Origin of the sequence: Tenggerimyces flavus (assembly GCF_016907715.1) — a bacterium.
Lineage (GTDB): Bacteria > Actinomycetota > Actinomycetes > Propionibacteriales > Actinopolymorphaceae > Tenggerimyces > Tenggerimyces flavus.
On record NZ_JAFBCM010000001.1, the window covers coordinates 1,879,898 to 1,897,258 of the forward strand.

12 protein-coding genes are annotated in these 17,361 nt (G+C 69.8%); 5 read left to right on the top strand and 7 right to left on the bottom strand.

The window, feature by feature from the left end; translation table 11 throughout:
* Positions 1-25: 25 nt before the first annotated feature.
* On the top strand, positions 26-3,145 hold the full coding sequence (locus JOD67_RS08700; RefSeq protein ID WP_205116888.1) for an AfsR/SARP family transcriptional regulator: 3,120 nt from the start codon (positions 26-28) through the stop codon (positions 3,143-3,145).
* Here JOD67_RS08700 and JOD67_RS08705 read toward each other — a convergent pair.
* The 3 genes from JOD67_RS08705 to JOD67_RS08715 are packed head-to-tail and all read right to left on the bottom strand — an operon-like array spanning position 3,135 to position 5,718.
* Positions 3,135-3,950 (bottom strand): alpha/beta fold hydrolase, encoded by an 816-nt coding sequence (locus tag JOD67_RS08705; RefSeq protein WP_205116889.1) that lies wholly within the window; start codon positions 3,948-3,950, stop codon positions 3,135-3,137. The genes JOD67_RS08700 and JOD67_RS08705 overlap by 11 nt on opposite strands.
* Positions 3,947-4,753, bottom strand: coding sequence for an ABC transporter permease (locus JOD67_RS08710; protein WP_239553775.1), 807 nt, complete (start codon positions 4,751-4,753; stop codon positions 3,947-3,949). The genes JOD67_RS08705 and JOD67_RS08710 overlap by 4 nt, the downstream gene beginning before the upstream one ends.
* Positions 4,750-5,718, bottom strand: a complete 969-nt coding sequence (locus JOD67_RS08715; protein WP_205116892.1) for an ATP-binding cassette domain-containing protein — start codon at positions 5,716-5,718, stop codon at positions 4,750-4,752. Before JOD67_RS08715 ends, JOD67_RS08710 begins: the two co-directional genes overlap by 4 nt.
* A gap of 211 nt (positions 5,719-5,929) precedes the next feature.
* Here JOD67_RS08715 and JOD67_RS08720 point away from each other — a divergent pair, with 211 nt between their 5' ends.
* Positions 5,930-7,708: an ABC transporter ATP-binding protein gene (locus JOD67_RS08720; protein ID WP_205122915.1), complete on the top strand. Its 1,779-nt coding sequence runs from the start codon at positions 5,930-5,932 to the stop codon at positions 7,706-7,708.
* Positions 7,701-9,485, top strand: a complete 1,785-nt coding sequence (locus tag JOD67_RS08725; protein WP_205116893.1) for an ABC transporter ATP-binding protein — start codon at positions 7,701-7,703, stop codon at positions 9,483-9,485. The genes JOD67_RS08720 and JOD67_RS08725 overlap by 8 nt, the downstream gene beginning before the upstream one ends.
* Positions 9,486-9,488: 3 nt before the next feature.
* Here JOD67_RS08725 and JOD67_RS08730 read toward each other — a convergent pair whose 3' ends face one another.
* The 3 genes from JOD67_RS08730 to JOD67_RS08740 all read right to left on the bottom strand — a co-directional run bounded on the left by JOD67_RS08730 (position 9,489) and on the right by JOD67_RS08740 (position 12,940).
* On the bottom strand, positions 9,489-10,409 hold the full coding sequence (locus JOD67_RS08730; protein ID WP_307782321.1) for an aldo/keto reductase: 921 nt from the start codon (positions 10,407-10,409) through the stop codon (positions 9,489-9,491).
* A gap of 136 nt (positions 10,410-10,545) precedes the next feature.
* Positions 10,546-11,760: an MFS transporter gene (locus tag JOD67_RS08735; RefSeq protein ID WP_205116896.1), complete on the bottom strand. Its 1,215-nt coding sequence runs from the start codon at positions 11,758-11,760 to the stop codon at positions 10,546-10,548.
* Positions 11,761-11,812: 52 nt separating this feature from the next.
* Complete coding sequence (locus tag JOD67_RS08740) at positions 11,813-12,940, bottom strand: FAD-dependent monooxygenase (RefSeq protein ID WP_205116898.1); 1,128 nt, start codon at positions 12,938-12,940, stop codon at positions 11,813-11,815.
* Between the two features lie 112 nt (positions 12,941-13,052).
* Here JOD67_RS08740 and JOD67_RS08745 point away from each other — a divergent pair, with 112 nt between their 5' ends.
* Positions 13,053-14,003, top strand: a complete 951-nt coding sequence (locus JOD67_RS08745) for a TetR/AcrR family transcriptional regulator C-terminal domain-containing protein (RefSeq protein WP_205116900.1) — start codon at positions 13,053-13,055, stop codon at positions 14,001-14,003.
* Positions 14,004-14,080: 77 nt separating this feature from the next.
* Here JOD67_RS08745 and JOD67_RS08750 read toward each other — a convergent pair whose 3' ends face one another.
* Complete coding sequence (locus tag JOD67_RS08750) at positions 14,081-16,669, bottom strand: MFS transporter (RefSeq protein WP_205116902.1); 2,589 nt, start codon at positions 16,667-16,669, stop codon at positions 14,081-14,083.
* A gap of 174 nt (positions 16,670-16,843) precedes the next feature.
* Here JOD67_RS08750 and JOD67_RS08755 point away from each other — a divergent pair, with 174 nt between their 5' ends.
* Positions 16,844-17,350 carry a peptidase associated/transthyretin-like domain-containing protein gene (locus JOD67_RS08755; RefSeq protein ID WP_205116904.1) on the top strand — a complete coding sequence of 169 codons (507 nt, stop codon included), beginning with the start codon at positions 16,844-16,846 and terminating at the stop codon, positions 17,348-17,350.
* Positions 17,351-17,361 lie beyond the last annotated feature (11 nt).

The window sequence follows — 17,361 nt, forward strand, 5'->3', positions numbered from 1 at the left end:
TGGGGTGACCTGGCAGGCTGGAGGCGTGCGCATCGACGTACTCGGCCCTCTGGCGGTCCGGGACGAGGAGGGCCGGCCGGTCGAGGTCGGCGGGACGAGGTTGCGCGCGCTGCTCGTACTGCTCGCGCTACAGCCCGGTCGGCTGGTCACGACCGAGGCGCTGATCGACGGGCTGTGGGGCGACGACCCGCCCGGTGGGGCGACGAACGCGCTGCAGTCGCTGGTCTCCCGGCTGCGGCGCGCCGGGATCCCGGTCGAGTCCAAGCCGGCCGGCTACCTGCTGCCGATCATGCCCGACGACGTCGACGCCTGCCGGTTCGAGGCGCTGGTCGCCGCCGGCAGGTACGACGACGCCGAGCGCGAGTGGCGCGGCGAAGCGCTCGCCGACGTGCTGGACGCCCCGTTCGCGACCGCTGTCGCGACGAGGCTCGAGGACCGCAGGCTCGACGTCGCCGAGCACCGCGCGCTCGACCTCGGCGAGCTGGAACGCCTGGCCGCCAAGCACCCGCTGCGGGAGACGCTGCACGCCAAGCTCGTCAAAGCGCTCTCCGCGGCCGGGCGGCAGGCGGACGCGTTGGCCGCGTACGAACGGATCCGCAGAGCGCTCGCCGACGAGCTCGGCGTCGACCCGTCGCCGGCGCTCGCCGCCGTTCACCTCGCCGTCCTGCGGCACGACCCGTCCGTCGCGCCGCCAACACCAGCACTGACCCGCACCAACCTCAGAGCCTCGCTCACCAGCTTCGTCGGACGCGAGACCGAGCTCGAACGCGTCGGCGCGCTGCTCGACGAGACCAGGCTGGTGACCGTGTTCGGCCCCGGCGGCGCGGGCAAGACTCGCTTCGCGACCGAGCTCGCGGGAAGGCGGCAGGCGGACTCACCCGACGGCAGCTGGCTGGTCGAGCTCGCCCCGGTCACCAACGAGGACGACCTGCTGCAAGCTGTGCTCTCGGCGATGGGCATCCGCGAGGCCGTGCTGTTGGAGTCGTCGACGCTCGAACCCCGCCCGCTCAAGGCGCGGGCCGAGGTCGCGCGGCTGGTCGACGCGTTCGCGACCAAGCGGGCGCTGCTGATCCTCGACAACTGCGAACACCTGGTCACCGCGGCCGCGAGGCTGGCCGAGACGTTGCTCGCGTCCTGTCCCCAGCTGCGCATCCTGGCGACGAGCCGCGAGCCGCTGACGATCCTCGGCGAGAACGTCTACCCACTCCCGCCGTTGTCCTGGCCCACCACGTCATCCGATCCCACGGAGGCGCTCGGGCACTCCGCGGTACGGCTGTTCGTCGATCGCGCGGTCGCCGTACGGCCAGACTTCGCACTCGACGAGGCGAATCTCAAAGCTGTACTGGAGATCTGCGCAAGGCTGGACGGGATGCCGCTCGCGATCGAGCTGGCGGCAGCCCGGCTGCGTTCGCTCGCTCCGGCTCAGATCGCTGCCAGGCTTGACGATCGGTTCCGACTGTTGACCGGCGGAAGTCGTACCGCCCTGCCGCGACACCAGACGCTGCGCGCTGTCGTCGAGTGGAGCTGGGACCTGCTGGACGAGCCTGAGCGCGTCCTCGCCCGCCGGCTCTCGGTGTTCCCGGCCGGCGCGACGCTGGAGTCGGCCGAGCTGGTCTGCGCAGCGCCCGACCAGGACGTGCTGCCGATCCTCGCCGCCCTTGTGGACAAGGCGATTCTGGTCGGCACGACCGACACCGGCAGCGAGGAGATGCGCTACCGGATGCTCGAGACGATCCGTGCGTACGGCGCCGAACAGCTCGCCGAGGCGGGTGAGCTCGCCGACGTAAGGGGCCGCCACGCGGTGTACTTCGGCGACCTCATCGAGACCGCCGACGCCCACCTGCGCACGCGCGAGCAGCTGACCTGGCTGGCCCGGGTGAGACGCGACTACGGCAACGTCGTCGCCGCACTGCGCTGGGCATTGGACACCGAGGACGGGGACCTGGCCGTCAGGTTCGGCGCGTCGATGATGTGGTTCTGGTTCATCGAGGGAAACCGGGCCGAGAGCATGGCGCTCATCGACGAGATCGTGACGCTGCCGGTGACGTCGCATCCCGAGGCCAGGGCGTCGGTGCTGGCGTTCCACGGCATGATGATGCTCAGCGCCGACCGCTTCGAGGAAGGCCGCGCGATCATCGGCAAGGCGATCGCGGACAGCCGTGCGCTCGACATGACCCAGTATCCGTTGATGCTGTTCCTCGAGGGCATCGTCTCGGTCTTCGACCGCGACCGCAACAAGGCGCGGGACACGCTGACCGGCCTCGTCGACCGGTACGGCGGCTGGGAACGCGCGCTGGCGTTGACGTTTCTGGGATTCGTGGAGGGCAACGAGGGCAACCCCGACCTGTCGGCCGCGTATCTTCGCCGCGGGTTCGAGGCGTTCGCCGAGGTCGGCGACCGCTGGGGCATGGCCGCCGTGCGGCGCGCCGAGGCCGGTGACCTGTCGGCGGTCGGCGACCACGAGGGCGCGATCGCCGCGTACGACGAGGCCCTGCAACTGGTGCACGACCTCAACTCGGTCGACGACGTCGCGCACATGATGTCGGAGATGGGGCTGGAACGCGCGCGCATGGGCGACCTGGCCAGGGGTCGCGCCGAGCTGGAGGAGGCGCTGCGGTTCGCCGAGGAGTTCGGCCAGTCCGAGGCGCGGCACGTGGCACTGTGCGGGCTCGCGGAAGTCGAGATGAAGTCGAACGACATCCCGCGCGCTCGCGCCTTGCTGCACAGGGCATTCAGCGAGCTGCACCAGAGCGAGCGGCAGTCCGCGGGTCCGCCGCAGGCGAAGGCGCTGGTGCTCGTCGGGCTGGCGACGGCGGACGTGCTCGAACGCGATGCGCCGATGGCCGCGCAGCGGGCGCGGGAGGCCCTCCAGCACGGCATGGTCGCGTTCGACATGCCGGTAGTGTCGATCGCCGCGCGGATCGATGCCGCCGTCGCACTGCTGGAGGGATCGCCGGAACGAGCGGCCACCTTGCTCGGGCTCGCGGAGGCCGTACGCGGTGGGCCGCTGGTCGACGACAACGTGCTCCAGACCGCCGCCCGGGCCCGCGAGGCGTTGGGCGACGAAGCGTACGAGCGCGCGTTCGCGACCGGCCGGAGCCAGTCGCGAGACGACGCGCTCGCCAGCATTCTCCCTACGGAGTGAGGACGTCTCGCAGTTTCGCGGCGAACTCCACCGGGTGGCCGAGGTAGCCGGTGTGGTCGCCGGGGAACTCGACGTACCTGGTGCCGAGCAGCTCGGCGACCGCGACGCCCGCCTTGTACGGGTAGGTGTCCCTGCTGTCCGCACCTCCGCAGAGGACGACGTTCGCGCCGTTCGTCCGCAGCGAGGCGATGTCGGGCACGAACCTGACGAAGTTGCGCACCTCGTGAGCGAGGAAGAAGTCGACGTTGCCCGCGAACCTCTGCTCCAGCTCGCCCTCGAACAGGTCCTCGCCCTGTTCCTCCTCCACCAGTCCCGAGCCCTCGAGGAACGTGGTCATCGCGGCCCAGCTGCCCTCCCGTTCGTACGTGGCGAGGACGTCGGCGAAGAACGCGCGGTGCCGGTCGACGTCGGGAAGCAGCTCGACCACCGGCGGCTCGTGCGCGATCACCCGCTCCGCCAGCTCGGGGTACCGCGCCGCGATGTCCAGCGCGATGATCGCGCCACCACTGTTGCCGAAGACGTACGTCTCGCCGGCACCGACCTGGTCGAGGATCCGGCGTACGTCGTCGGACTGCTCGGCGACGACCAGGTCGGTCGGCGGCCCGTCGAGCGGACTGCGCGAGTTGCCGCGGCGGTCGTAGGTGACGACCTGGAACTCGTCGGCGAGCAACGGGGCGATGGCTCCGTAGAAGCCCGCGTCGCCCATGCCGCCGGGGATGAGGAACAGGGTGGGTCCGCTGCCGTAGACCTCGTAGTAGAGCGTCGCGCCGGGAACCTTCAGCGTCTCGGTCTTCGGGGTGGTCATGTGCGCCTCCGGTATGCGCGCAGGGCGAGCGGGACGAACAGGACGAGGAAGCCGGCCATCCAGAGCAGGCTGAACAGCAGCGGCCTGGCGACCGCTCCGCCGAGCATCAGTCCGCGGGTCGCGTCGACCAGATGCGCCACGGGGTTGACGTTCACGAACGCCTGCATCCAACCCGGCAGCGTGGTGGTCTGGACGAACACATTGCTGCCGAAGGTCAGCGGCATCATGATCATGAAGCCGACGCCCTGGAAGCCCTGCGGCTTCTTCATCTTCAGGCCGAGCCACACCCAGGCCCAGCAGAGCGTGAGCGCGAAGCCGAGCACGAGCAGGCAGGCGGCGAGGGTGTTGAGGAAGCCCGCGTTGAACTGGTAACCGAGGATCGCGGCGAAGCCGATCAGCACGGCGAGCGAGATCGCGTACCGGACGAGATCGCCGAGCACGGCGCCGACGAGCGGTCCCGTTCTGGCGATCGGGAGGCTGCGGAACCGGTCGAATACGCCCTTGTCGATGTCGGTGTTGAGCGCGAGGCCGGTGCCGATCGTCGAGAACACGATGGTCTGAACCATCAAGCCAGGAAGGGCGAACTGCAGGTACTTGTGCCAGTCGCCCGCGATCGCGCCACCGAAGACGAACACGAACAGCACGGTGAAGATGATCGGCTGCAGCGTGACGTCCATCAGCGTCTCGGGGTTGCGGCGGATCTTGACGATGCTCCGCCAGGTGAGCGTGAGGCCGTGCTGGAGCGCCCTGAGAGGGTTCATGCCCCGGGTGGGCAAGGTGTCGTTGACAGTGAGGGCGGTCATGCCGCTTTGCCTTCCTGCTTGGAGTTTTCTTCGGCGCGATGGCCGGTGAGGGCGAGGAAGACCTCGTCCAGGCTGGGCAGTCGCAGCGCGAGCTCGCGTACGGTGACCTGTTCCTGGTCGAGGCGTCGTACGGCGGCGGTGAGGATGTCGGGGTCGTTCACGGGAACGGTGAGCAGGCCGAGGTCGGAGCTCTCGGTGGGGTGCTCGCCGGTGAGGTCGTGCATGATCGCCTTGACCTTGGAGAGGTCGCGCAGGTCGGCCGGGCGGATGTCGAGCGTCTGTGCACCGGCCTTGGCCTTGAGCTCGCCGGAGGTGCCGAGCGCGACGACCTTGCCCTGATCGATGACCGCGATCTCGTTCGCGAGCTGGTCGGCCTCGTCGAGGTACTGGGTGGTGAGCAGCACGGTGGTGCCGTCCCCGACGAGCTTGCGGATGACGTCCCAGACCTCGTTGCGGGCATGCGGGTCGAGGCCCGTGGTGGGCTCGTCGAGGTAGAGCATCCGGGGGTGACCGACGAGGCTGGCGGCGAGGTCGAGCCGCCGGCGCATGCCGCCGGAGTACGTGCTCGCGGGACGCCCGCCGGCGTCGGTGAGCTCGAACCGTTCCAGCAGCTCGGCGGCGCGCTCCTTGGCCTGCTTGCGCGGAAGCTCCTGCAGCCTGGCGATGAGCAGGAGGTTCTCGAAGCCGGTGAGCTCCTCGTCGACCGAGGCGTACTGGCCGGTGAGCCCGATCAGCTGGCGGACCTGCTGGGCGTCCTTGACGACGTCGTACCCGCCCACGGTGGCGTGGCCCTCGTCGGGCCGGATGAGGGTGGAGAGGATGCGGACGGCCGTGGTCTTGCCGGCTCCGTTCGGACCCAGGATGCCGAGCACCCGACCCGTCCGGACCGCGAGGTCGACCCCGGCCAGGGCCGTGGTCTTGCCGAACCGTTTCACCAGGCCTTCTGCCTGGATCGCATAGGACATGTTCAGTGCCTTTCGGTGAGGTTGACTCCCACACCGTCCCTCTCGGCGCTGACAGCGCTCGCACAGCTCGCTGAGACGGCGCTGTCAGGAGCTGAGAGCGGCTGGCACGAGGTGACAGGGATAAAGGCTTGACGGCCCCGGGGGCCGCCGGAAAGATCGACAGTGTTCCCTACGGGTTGTTGACCGGAGTCCGCTTCGTCGCGTGGCTCTGATGACGCTGGTGCGGGCGTTCCCCGCCAGCGTGACGTTTCTCTTCATGCTCGCCCTGCTCCTCGGAGCTTTGCCGGCGATCTTCGCCCTGTTGGTAGGCCGCCTGGTCGAGACATTGCCCGCGGCAGTTGAAGGTGGGATGGGCTCGGCCGCAGGCGGTCGAGTCGTCACGACACTCGTCTGGGTGACCGCTGTTCTGGTCGCCCGCGAGGTCGTGGACGGCGTCTACCAGGTTGCGAAGTGGGACTTCTACCGGCGGTACGAGGAGTACCTGATGGCCCGTGTGATGCGGGCGACACTCGCCGCGCCACGGCTGGAGCTGTTCGAGGACCGCGAGCAGGCAGCCGTCGCCGACAAGGCCGTGCACATCGCCGGCTGGGAGCCGGGTGATCTGGTCGACGGATGGACCACCAAGTGGCGGGTCCAGGCGCCGGGTCTGGCGTCGGCCGTACTGGTGGCGACCGTATGGCCGATCGCTGCCGTCGTTGTCACCGCCGTGTGGGTGCTGATCAGTCGGCGACTCCAGGCGGACCTGCATCGCTCCGACCTCTACGCCTACGGCGAGGCGCTCCGCCACGCGGACTACTACAGCCGCATCGGGCAGCGGATCGAGTGGGCCAAGGAGGTCCGCGTCTTCGGCCTGGTCGACTGGGTCGCCGGCCGGTTCGGCCGCCAGTGGGCCGTGATCCTCGACGAGATGTGGAAGGCGCGTCGCGTCGACCAGCGTTCGACGACGCTGCTGTTCGTCGCCTTGGCTGCGGCCAACGGCGGGGTGCTGGTCCTCGCGGCCCGGTCGGCGGCGGACGGCTCGCTCGGGATCGCCGGGCTGACCGTGCTCGTGCAAGGCCTGCTGGGCCTGGCCGCTCTCGCGGACCAGGATGCCGACAACCTGATCGTGTATGGCTCGCCGCACATCCCTACCGTGCGGGAGCTCGAACAGGCCGTCGCCGCGCAGTCCACCCGTCCGGCCGGCACGCTGGTCGCGTCCGGGCCGGCGCACGAGGTCCGCTTCGACGGCGTACGGTTCGCCTACCCAGGCAGGGAAGAACCTGTCTTCGACGGGCTCGACCTCCGCATCGAGGCGGGTACCTCGCTCGGCATCGTCGGGATCAACGGCGCCGGCAAGACGACGTTGATCAAACTCCTCGCCGGACTGGAGGCGCCGCAGGCCGGCCGGATCACCGTCGACGGCACCGATCTCGCCGACCTCGACCCCGACTCCTGGCGGCGGCGAGTGGCGGCGATCTTCCAGGACTTCGTCCGGTACGAGCTGCCCGCCCGCGACAACATCGGGTTCGGCTCCATAGACGTTCGCGATGACGAGCGGATCGCCGAGGCGGCCCACCGCGCGGGCGCGAACGACGTGCTGGCCGGGCTCCCGAACGGGCTGGACACCCTGCTGTCCCGTCGGTTCCCCGGCGGCGTGGATCTGTCCGGCGGTCAGTGGCAGCGGATCGCGCTCGCCCGCGCGATGGTCGCCGTCCAGGCTGGCGCGCGCGTCCTCGTCCTCGACGAACCCACCGCCCAGCTCGACGTCCGAGCCGAGGCCGACATCTACGACCGGTTCCTCGACCTCACCCACGGCCTGACCACGATCGTGATCAGCCACCGCTTCTCGACCGTACGACGCGCCGACCGGATCGTCGTCCTGGACGCCGGCCGGATCAGCGAGGACGGCAGCCACGACGAGCTCGTCGCCGCGGGCGGGACGTACGCACGGTTGTTCGCCAAGCAGGCGCAGCGCTATCACGACGCAGCCGATGGAGGAGACGATGCCTGAGACCCGCCCACCGGTGAGCCGGTACCGCGCCGCCCGCACCATGCTGAGCTTCGCCTGGGCAGCCGATCGGCGGCGAACGATCCTCTCGTTCGGCCTGCTCGGTCTGGAGGCCCTCGCCGGGTCGGTGTTCGCCCTGTGGCTGAAGCTGCTCCTCGACGGTCAGCTCGGCCTTGGCGCTGTGGGCATGGCCGCGTCGATCGGCGGCGTCGCCGCGCTGTCGTACACCGGAAGCCGCGTTCAGGCGACGCTCCAGGACCGGGCCAAGCACCTCGTCCAGCTCCGCATGCTCGACCTGATGGGCCGGACGCCGACGCTGGAGATCCACGAGGATCCGCGGCATCTCGCCCAGCTCGAGGCGTTCCGGCTGGAGGGCCACGCGTTCGCCAACGTCTTCCCGTCGCTGATCCAGGCCTTCGCCACGGTCGTCCGCATCGTGACCACCAGCCTGCTCCTGGTCAGCGTGCATCCGCTGTTGCTGGCGCTGCCGCTGTTCGGCGCGCCGATGCTGCTGCTCAGCCCGATGACCAGCGGGCTGTTCTACGTCGGCGTGCTGCGTGCGTCTGTACCGCAACGCCGCTCGGAGCACCTGCTCGAGCTCACCGCGACTCCCGGTGGGGCCAAGGAGGTACGGCTATTCCGGCTGCGCGCGGAGTTGCTCGCTCGCTTCCACGCCACCCACCGGGAGATCCGGCACATCCACCACTCGATGCAGGTGCGCGCCGGTCTGATCGGGCTCGCCGCCCGCGTGCTGTTCCTGGTCGGGTACGTCGCGGCGATCGCGTTCGTCGTCGACCGGGCCGTCCGCGGTGAGGCCACCGTCGGCGACGCCGCGCTCACCGCCGTCCTGGCCGGGCAGGTGCTCGGACTCGTCACCGGCTCGGCCGAGGTGCTCCAGACCGGGCTCAAGGCTCTGGTCGCGGCGAGCAGATGGGTCTACCTGCACGACGTCTTCACCCGTGCCCGCGAACGGATCGATCCGCGAGCCGTCGTGCCGTCGCGGCTCACCGAGGGCATCCGGTTCGAAGGCGTGTCGTACCGCTATCCGCTCGCGGGCTCGGACGCGCTGCACGAGGTGGACCTGCTGCTGCCCGCCGGAGCGACCGTGGCCGTCGTCGGGGACAACGGTGCTGGAAAGTCGACCCTGGTCAAGCTGCTCGCGGGCATGTACCTGCCCACCTCGGGCCGGCTCACCGTCGACGGCGTCGACCTCGCCGAGGTCGACCCCGACCATTGGCGGCTGCGTCTGTCGGCGGGCTTCCAGGACCATGCCCGGTTCGAGTTCGTCGTCCGCGAGACCGTCGGCATCGGTGACCTGCCCTCTGTAGACGACGCGGACACTGTCGCCGGGGCGCTGGGACGGGCTGGCGCCGTCGACCTTCTCCAGTCACTGCCGGACGGCCTGAACACCCAGCTCGGAACGGCCTGGGACGGCGGGGTCGACCTGTCCGGTGGTCAATGGCAGAAGCTCGCCCTCGCCCGGGCGATGATGCGCACGTCCCCGCTCCTGCTGCTGCTCGACGAGCCGACGGCCGCGCTCGACGCGGACACCGAGCACCAGCTGTTCGACCACTGGACCGCCGCCGCGCGTCAGCTCCAGCAGTCGACGGGAGCGATCACGTTGCTCGTCTCGCACCGCTTCTCGACCGTTCGTATGGCCGACCTCATCGTGGTCGTCGACTCCTCCCGGGTCGTGGAGGTCGGCACGCACGCGGAGCTGATGGCACGGGGCGGGCTGTACGCGGAGCTGTTCGAGCTCCAGGCTCGCTCCTACCGCTGATGCTCAGCGGCCGAGGGCTGCCTCGACGTCGGCGAGCTGCTGCTCGGACAGCGGTCCGTGCTGGAGGGCGCCGGCGTTCTCCTTCGCCTGGGCGACCGTGCGGATGCCGGGGATCGGGACGAACGCGGGGCTGCGGGCGAGCAGCCAGGCGAGCGCACCTTGGGCGAGCGTGCGGCCGTCCACCGTGAGGACGTCGCGGAGGCGTTCGACCTTCGCGAGCCGCTCGTCGTCGCTGCCGCTGAGGTTCCAGCCGCTGCGGATGTCGTCGGCCGCGAACGTCGTGTCCTGGTTCATCTTTCCGGACAGCAGACCCATCGCCAACGGGCCGCGGACGACGCTCGCGACGCCGTACTTCTCGCAGACCGCGAGCGTGTCGGCGTTGCCGTTGAGGACGTTGAACGCCTGCTGGATCGCCGAGCAGTGCTCGTGTGGGGCCCAGGCTTCGGCGCGGTCGGTGTCGTCGGTGCTCCAGCCGTACGAGCGGATCTTGCCCTCCGCGACCAGGTCCTCGAGCGTCGCGCGTACGTCCTCGGCCTTGGCCAGGTCGTAGTCGCCGATGTGGAACTGGAGCAGGTCGATCCGGTCGGTCTCGAGCCGGCGCAGGCTGGCCTCGCAGGCCTGGCGTACGTACGCGGGGTCGGCATCGCGGCCAGTGGACTCGCGGGTCTCCTCGTCGAAGAGGACGCCGAACTTCGTGGCGATGACCACCTCGTCCCGCCGACCGCTCAGCGCCCGCGCGACGACCCGCTCACTGTGCCCGGCGCCGTACACGTCGGCGGTGTCGAAGAACGTGACGCCCTCGTCCAGCGCGGCATGGATCGCGGCGACCGACTCGTCGTCGTCCACGACGCCCCACCCGATCGGACTCCCGTCCCGGCTGAGCGGGCCGCCGATCGCCCAGGCCCCGAACCCGATCGCACTCACCTCCGGCCCGTTGCTCCCCAGCTGCCTACGGCCTGTCCACCCATCGCTCGCGTTCATACCGCCCACCCTCACAGCGTTGGCGGCTAACGTCCAATAGCCCTGACTGATCGGCGGGAACGGTCGGATCGATCAATGGCTACCGCTGCCATACCTGATTGGCCTTCTTGGCCGGCAGCTTCCACCGAACGAAGAGCGCCAGCGCACCGAGCAGGGCGGCGCTGGCGAGGAACGGGGCGCCCGGAGCGAAGGCGTAGAGCGGGGTTCCGAACAACGGGCCGCCGATCGAGCCGGCGCCGTTCGTCGCCCCGATGAGGCCGGCCAGCCCACCCTGCTCGTGCTGCTCGACCCGCAGTGTCGCGCCCGCCATGTAGCCCGGCAGCGCGAGCCCGTGTCCCAGCCCGAACAGCGTGGTGGCCAGCACGATCGTCGCGAGGTTCGGCGCGAACGCCAGGCCGGCGAGCGCCACCATCGAGGCCGGGATCCCCACCCGCAGCAACGTCGCCGGCGACCAGCCCAACCGCCGGACGAGCACGCCCTGCGCGATCAGCGACGCGACCCCGTACCCGAGCAGCGCCACGCCGGTCTGCTGTGCCGCCTGCTCCGGCGTCAGCCCGAGCCGGTCCTGCACGAGGAAGCCCACCGTCACCGGCAGCGAGGTCAGCGCGACGAACAGCACCATGCCGGTGAGCAGGTACGGCGAGATGCGCGGGTCGAACGGGCTGAGCGCCTTCCGTTCGGCTGCGGCCTCCGGAGGTGCCGAGGGGCCGGCCGACTGGAACCGTACCCACACGACCACCGCGATCAGCAGGATCAGCACCGGCGGGACGAACAGCGGCGCCATCAACCCCCACGTGGCCAGCAGTCCGCCGAGCATCGGACCGACCACGGCACCGAGCCCGTACGCGGCGCCGTACATGCCGAGCGAGCGCACCCGTTCGGCCTCAGTCCCCGTGCTCGCGGCGAGGTGCGACTGCACCGCGACCGGAACCGCCGCGGCGGTCAACCCGAAGCCGACGCCTCGACACAGCAGCAACAGCCAGAACGTGACGGCGGGCGACATGCCCGTCGCCACCGCGACCTGCGTGACGATCGCGAACCCCAGCAGCGCGGCAGCGACGCCGAGCAGCGAGGCGACGATCACCGGCTTGGGCCCGAACCGACTCACCGCGCGGCCCCACAACGGGCTCGCGAGCAGGATCACGGTCGACGACACCGTGATGAACAGCCCGACCTGGATCTCGCTCAGTCCCAGGCTGCGCCCGAGCGGCGGGATGACCGGTGCGAGGATCTGCTGGCCGCCGAACATCCCGACGACCGCGACGTACGGCACCCACCGTGCACGCGTGGACACGCGCTACCTCCAAGGCTCTGGGCAGCGGGCCAGCCTCTCACATCGGGCGCGGTCAGGGGTAGGTCGGCAGCTCCAGCAGGCTCGAGACGTCGTGGATGCTCGGCTGCGGCGTGGACTGGTCCTGCTGCCAAGCGCTCATCGCCAGCGCGAACGCCTGGTTCGCCTCGACGTACGGACGCAGCGTGGCCTCGTACCTCGCGAACGCCCGCACGTGGTCGCCGCCGGCCGCCGCGAGCTCACCGGCGAGAACGTACGCGCCCGTCAGCGCGAGGCTCGTGCCCTGGCCGGACAGCGGCGAGGCGCAGTAGCCGGCGTCGCCGACGAGCGTGACGCGCCCGGCCGACCACGACGGCAGGACGATCTGGCTCATCGAGTCGAAGTGGAAGTCCGGCGCTTCCCACAGCTGCTTGATCAGTTGCGGAACTTCCCATCCTGCTTGGGCAAAGTGCTCGGCGACGGCCCGCTTCTGCGCGTGGACGTCTCGAGTGCCGAGGGGCTGGCCCAGGAAGCCGAGCATGCCGCGGGCCTCGGTGTTGTTCCGCGCGCTGTAGAGACCGGCGAGCCCGTCCGAGGTCTGGTGGTAGACCTGCCAGTGGTCGAGGTCGAGGAAGTTCTCGGAGGTGAAGACGGCGAGGTTCGTGCCGAGGTGGTGGATGAAGTCCGCTTCCGGGCCGAACGCGAGCGCGCGCGTCGCGGAGTGCAGGCCGTCCGCGCCGACGACGAGGTCGAACGTGCGGGGCGCCGATCGTTCGAACGTCACCTGTACGTGGTCCTCGTGCTGGGTCAGGCTCGCGATCGAGTCGTCGAAGACGTACTCGACGTTGGATCGCGTTGCCTCGTAGAGGATTCCGGCCAGATCGTCGCGGAGGATCTCGATGTCCGGGCTGTCGACGTCGCCGCCGGTGAGCGTGGCCTCGGTCGTGCTGAACAGCTCGGTGCCGTTCTCGTCGACGTACGACATGCCGCGCATCGCGGTGCAAGCGGCCCGTGCCTGCTCCAGCAGGCCCATCCGCCGGGTCACGTCGAGCGCGGTGCCGCGGATGTCGATCGCCTGACCGCCGGGCCGGATCGTGGGCGCCTTCTCGACGACGGTCGGCTCGAAGCCGTGGTGGTGCAGCCAGTACGCCAGTGTCGGTCCGGCGACGCTCGCGCCGGAGATGAGCACGCGTCGGTTGTGCATGGTGAGGATCCCTCCCTGATACGTTGTACGTGATCTGAACGTACGGCGTAAATACAGCTTGTACAAGACTGTTTGATGACAAGCTGTACTAGTACAGGAGGAGGTGGGTGGGATGGCAGAGCCGCCGTACGCCCGGATCGTCGCGGCGCTGCGGGAGCGCATCGAGTCCGGCGCGCTCGCGCCCGGCGACCGGGTGCCGTCGACCCGCCAGCTCGCGCGGCAGTGGGACGTGGCGCTCGCGACGGCGACCAAGGCGATGACCACGCTGCAGCAGCTGGGGCTCGTCGAGGCCGTGCCGAGGGTCGGCACCGTGGTCGCCGCGAAGCCCGGGCGGGAACGCCGAGCCGTCGAGCACGCGGGCGAGCCGTCGCGTGCTCGGATCCTCCGTACGGCGATCGCCCTCGCCGACGCCGAGGGCCTCGCGGCGGTGTCGATGCGCGCCGTGGCGGCGAAGCTCGACGTGGCGACGATGACGCTCTATCGGTACGTCGAGAGCAAGGATGCCCTTGTGGCGTTGATGGTTGACGCCGTCTACGGGGAGATCAGCTACCCGACCCCTTGGCCGGACGGCTGGCGGGAGCGCTTCGAGGTGGCGGCGCGGCATCAGTGGCAGCTGTACGTTCGCCATCCGTGGCTGCCGCACGTGGGCACGCTCGGCCGCCCGTTGCCGTCGCGGAACCTGACGAAGATGTCGGAGTACATGCTGTCCGCCGTCGAGCGCTACGACCTCGGCTCGGAGACGGCGATGTATCTCCAGGCCGGGCTGTACACGTTCGTGCGCGGCGTGGCGGTCAACCTCGAGTCCGAAGCCCTGGCGGCGGCGGAGACCGGGCTGACCCAGGACGAGTGGATGACCACACAGGAACGAGGTTTCGACGAGCTCGTCAACTCCGGCGAGTTCCCCGCGTTCGCGCGCGTGATCAACGGTTTCGGCCCGGAAGGCTTCGACTTCTTGCTGGAGAACGCGTTCGAGTTCGGCCTACGGGCCTACTTGGACGGCCTCGCCGGGGTCATCGAGCGGCCCGATGGCCGGCTCGTCGACCAACCGGACCAGGCGAGCTGATCGCCGCGGGTGGGGTAGTGGCCTTGGTGCTTGAGGGCGGCCCACACCGTTCGGACCGCCCGCCACAGGGCTGACATCTACGACCCCACCGATGCCGGCCGGCCGTTGGAGACAGCGGCCACGCCAACGCCAACGCCAGCGCCGGCGTCGGGCTCGGGGAAGGCGAGCTCCATGTCGTGCTCGTGGGACTGCCCGCCGCTCACCTTGATCGTGCTCGCCGACGGCGGGTACGTCGTCGCGACCACGGTGTACTGGCCCTCGGGCACCTCGGCGAAGCGGTACGACCCGTCCTCACCCGTCGACGTGGCGCCGACCACGCGGCCGGCGGGATCGAGCAGCGTCACCCGCGCGCCGGGCAGCGGGCGCCGCCCGTACTTCCCGCGGATCCGTCCGTGCAGCTGCGCGCCGCCCACCAGCTCGACGTCCTGGCGCACCTTGCCCGTCTCCGAGACCTGCACCACCAACGCGGCGGGGCGATACACCCGCGCCGACACGGCCATCGTGTACGACCCCGGCACCAGCCCGCGGAACGCGTACGACCCGTCCGACGTCGTCGAACGCGAGGCGACCACCTGCCCGGCCGGGTCCGTCAGCGTCACCGTGGCGCCCGACACCGGGCCGTTGCCGACCGAACGGATCGTCCCGTAGAGCCCGCTCTCCCCGGTCAACGTCACCGCGAGATCCAACGGCCCGTCACCGATCTCGATCGGCGTCGCCTCCGGGTGGTAACCGTGCGCGCTAGCGATCAGCACGTACGTCCCACGCTCCGGCTTGTCGATCGAGTAGCCACCCTCGCCCGTCGCGACGCTGCGCCCCACCTGCTTGCCCGCAAGGTCGATCAGGGTGAGTACGGTGCCGCGGACGAGCTCACCATCCCCGCGACGCACATTGACTCGGATCGGCATCGGGTCGGCTTCCTCGTCTTCCTCACGTACGACTGCGTCGAGCTGTGGAACGGTTTCCTCAACGTCATCAGGGTCTTCGTCCGGCTCGAGGTCGGGAACGACGTCCTCCTCGGTCCGCTGCTGCGCCGGCAGGCTCACCGCGTAACCGCGCAGGTCGTTCTCGTCCTCTTCGAAAGCCTCGAGCGGCGTCGCCGCCGGGTCGCCACTGGCTGTGGTCGCGGCGGGGTGACCCTGCAGCGGCTTCTGCTTGAGGAACCAGGCGAACAGGAACGCCAAGGCCAACGCGGGAACGGCGTACAGGAAGATCGGCGGCAGCGCGTCGGCGAACGCGAGCACGAATCCCTCACGTACGTTGGCCGGAAGGCCCTGCAACGACTCCGGCGTGATCGAGTCCACCGAGGGCACCGGGGCGCCACCGGTCGACGGCAGCCGCTCGGTGAGCGCGTCGGCGAGCCTGTTCGTGAACAGCGCGCCGAACGCCGCCGTACCCAGGCACGCGCCGATCTGCCGGAAGTAGTTCGACGCCGACGTCGCGACGCCGAGGTCCTCGCGGGGCGCCGAGTTCTGGACGGCGAGCACCAGCGTCGGCATCACCAGACCGACGCCGACACCCAGCACCGCCATGTAGATGCCGTTCTCCACGCGAGTCGAGTCGACGTCCATCTGCGCGAGCAACGCCATGCCGCCACCGGCGATCATCGTGCCGAGGATCGGGAACACCTTGTAGTGACCGGTCGCCGACATGATCCGGCCGGCCGTGATCGACGCGACGAACAGCCCGCTGACCATCGGCAGCATCAGCAGCCCGGACTCGGTCGGCGTCGCGCCGTCGACCATCTGCAGGAACACCGGCAGGTAGGCGATCGCGCCGAACATCGCGAACCCGATGATGAGCCCGATCACGCTGGCGACGCTGAAGATGCCGTCCCGGAACAGCCGGAGCGGAATGATCGGCTCGCTGGCGAAATGTTCGCGAACGACGAACAGAATGATCGAAACTATCGCTCCGCCGGCGAGAGCGAGGATCTGCCACGAGTCCCACTCGTACTGCGAACCACCCCAGCTGCTGAACAACACGATGCACGTCGACGCCACCGCGAGCAGCAGCGCGCCCCAGTAGTCGAGCCGCGGCCGGACGTGGTGCTTCGGAAGTTTCAGCACCGCCGCCGTAACGAACAGCGCGATGATGCCGAGCGGGATGTTCACGTAGAAGCACCAACGCCAGCTGGCGTGCTCGGTGAACAGGCCGCCGAGGAGCGGGCCGATCACCGACGAAAGGCCGAAGACCGCGCCGATCAGACCCATGTAACGGCCGCGCTCGCGCGGCGGAACGACGTCGGCGATGATCGCCTGCGCGCCGATCATCAGGCCGCCCGCGCCGACGCCCTGCAGGGCGCGGAACGCGATCAGCTCGGGCATGTTGTGCGCCCAGCCGGACAACACCGAGCCGACGAGGAACACGATGATCGCGAACTGGAAGATGCCCTTGCGGCCGAACAGATCGCCGAGCTTGCCGTAGATCGGCATCACGACCGTGGACGACAGCAGGTACGCGGTGACGACCCAGGAGATGTGGTCGAGCCCGTTCAGCTCGCCGACGATGGTGGGGAGCGCGGTCGCGACGATCGTCTGGTCGAGCGCGGCGAGCAGAACCGTCAGCATGAGTGCCGAGAACACCACGAGAATGCGCTTGCGGCTCAGCGTTTCCTCGGTGGGCGCGGGCACACTGGGCGGCATGCGGTCCACGTTGGTCGTTGTCACGGGGGCGACCCTCCGGATGTGGTCACTGGATGTGACGTTCTCGTCACCAATGTCGAACTTGCCCTACTGTACGCGCCCGCCTCAGCACGCTTAGCAACCGCCTGTGGACCGCGTTCTTCTCGCCCTATTTGCCGGGTACTCTGGTGCGGGCCTGATGTCTTCCGGGGGTGGGGAATGATCAAGTTTGGTGGGGCTCTCACGCTGCTCGGCGTGCTCGTCGTCACCGCGTGCTCAGGCCCCGGTCCCTCCGCCGACGTCAACAAGCGCGCTGCGGACAGCAACGCCCCGGTGATCGTGACCGGCACGGTGCGTAAGGCTGTCGACGGCAAGCCCGCCGAGCCCGTAGCCGGCGCGACGATCACGCTCACCTGGTCCACCGACCGTGCGGCCGCCAAGTCCGGCGCCACCCTCGAGCCCGCCATCGTGGCGAAGGCGACCACCGACGGCAAGGGCCGTTACACCGTTCGCGGGACGGCGCCGCAGGCCTTGGTCAAGGGTGCGGCGAAGAACGACGGGATCGCGACGATCTCCATGCTGGTCGAGGCGACGAACGGTGACTTCACCTCGTCCGGCTTCACCCGCCAGATCGTCAACGGCACCTGGCGTACCGCCGCCGGCCCGATCGACATCACCTACCGCTACGACCCCAAGGGCGCCCTGAAGAACGGCGGCACTCAGTAGTCGCGTGCCGC

Excerpts from the sequence above, each read along its gene's own strand:
- JOD67_RS08710 (WP_239553775.1), bottom strand. The coding sequence starts at position 4,753 with ATGACCGCCCTCACTGTCAACGACACCTTGCCCACCCGGGGCATGAAC.
- JOD67_RS08725 (WP_205116893.1), top strand. The coding sequence starts at position 7,701 with ATGCCTGAGACCCGCCCACCGGTGAGCCGGTACCGCGCCGCCCGCACC.
- JOD67_RS08715 (WP_205116892.1), bottom strand. The coding sequence starts at position 5,718 with ATGTCCTATGCGATCCAGGCAGAAGGCCTGGTGAAACGGTTCGGCAAG.
- JOD67_RS08705 (WP_205116889.1), bottom strand. The coding sequence starts at position 3,950 with ATGACCACCCCGAAGACCGAGACGCTGAAGGTTCCCGGCGCGACGCTC.
- JOD67_RS08745 (WP_205116900.1), top strand. The coding sequence starts at position 13,053 with ATGGCAGAGCCGCCGTACGCCCGGATCGTCGCGGCGCTGCGGGAGCGC.
- JOD67_RS08755 (WP_205116904.1), top strand. The coding sequence starts at position 16,844 with ATGATCAAGTTTGGTGGGGCTCTCACGCTGCTCGGCGTGCTCGTCGTC.
- JOD67_RS08740 (WP_205116898.1), bottom strand. The coding sequence starts at position 12,940 with ATGCACAACCGACGCGTGCTCATCTCCGGCGCGAGCGTCGCCGGACCG.
- JOD67_RS08720 (WP_205122915.1), top strand. The coding sequence starts at position 5,930 with ATGACGCTGGTGCGGGCGTTCCCCGCCAGCGTGACGTTTCTCTTCATG.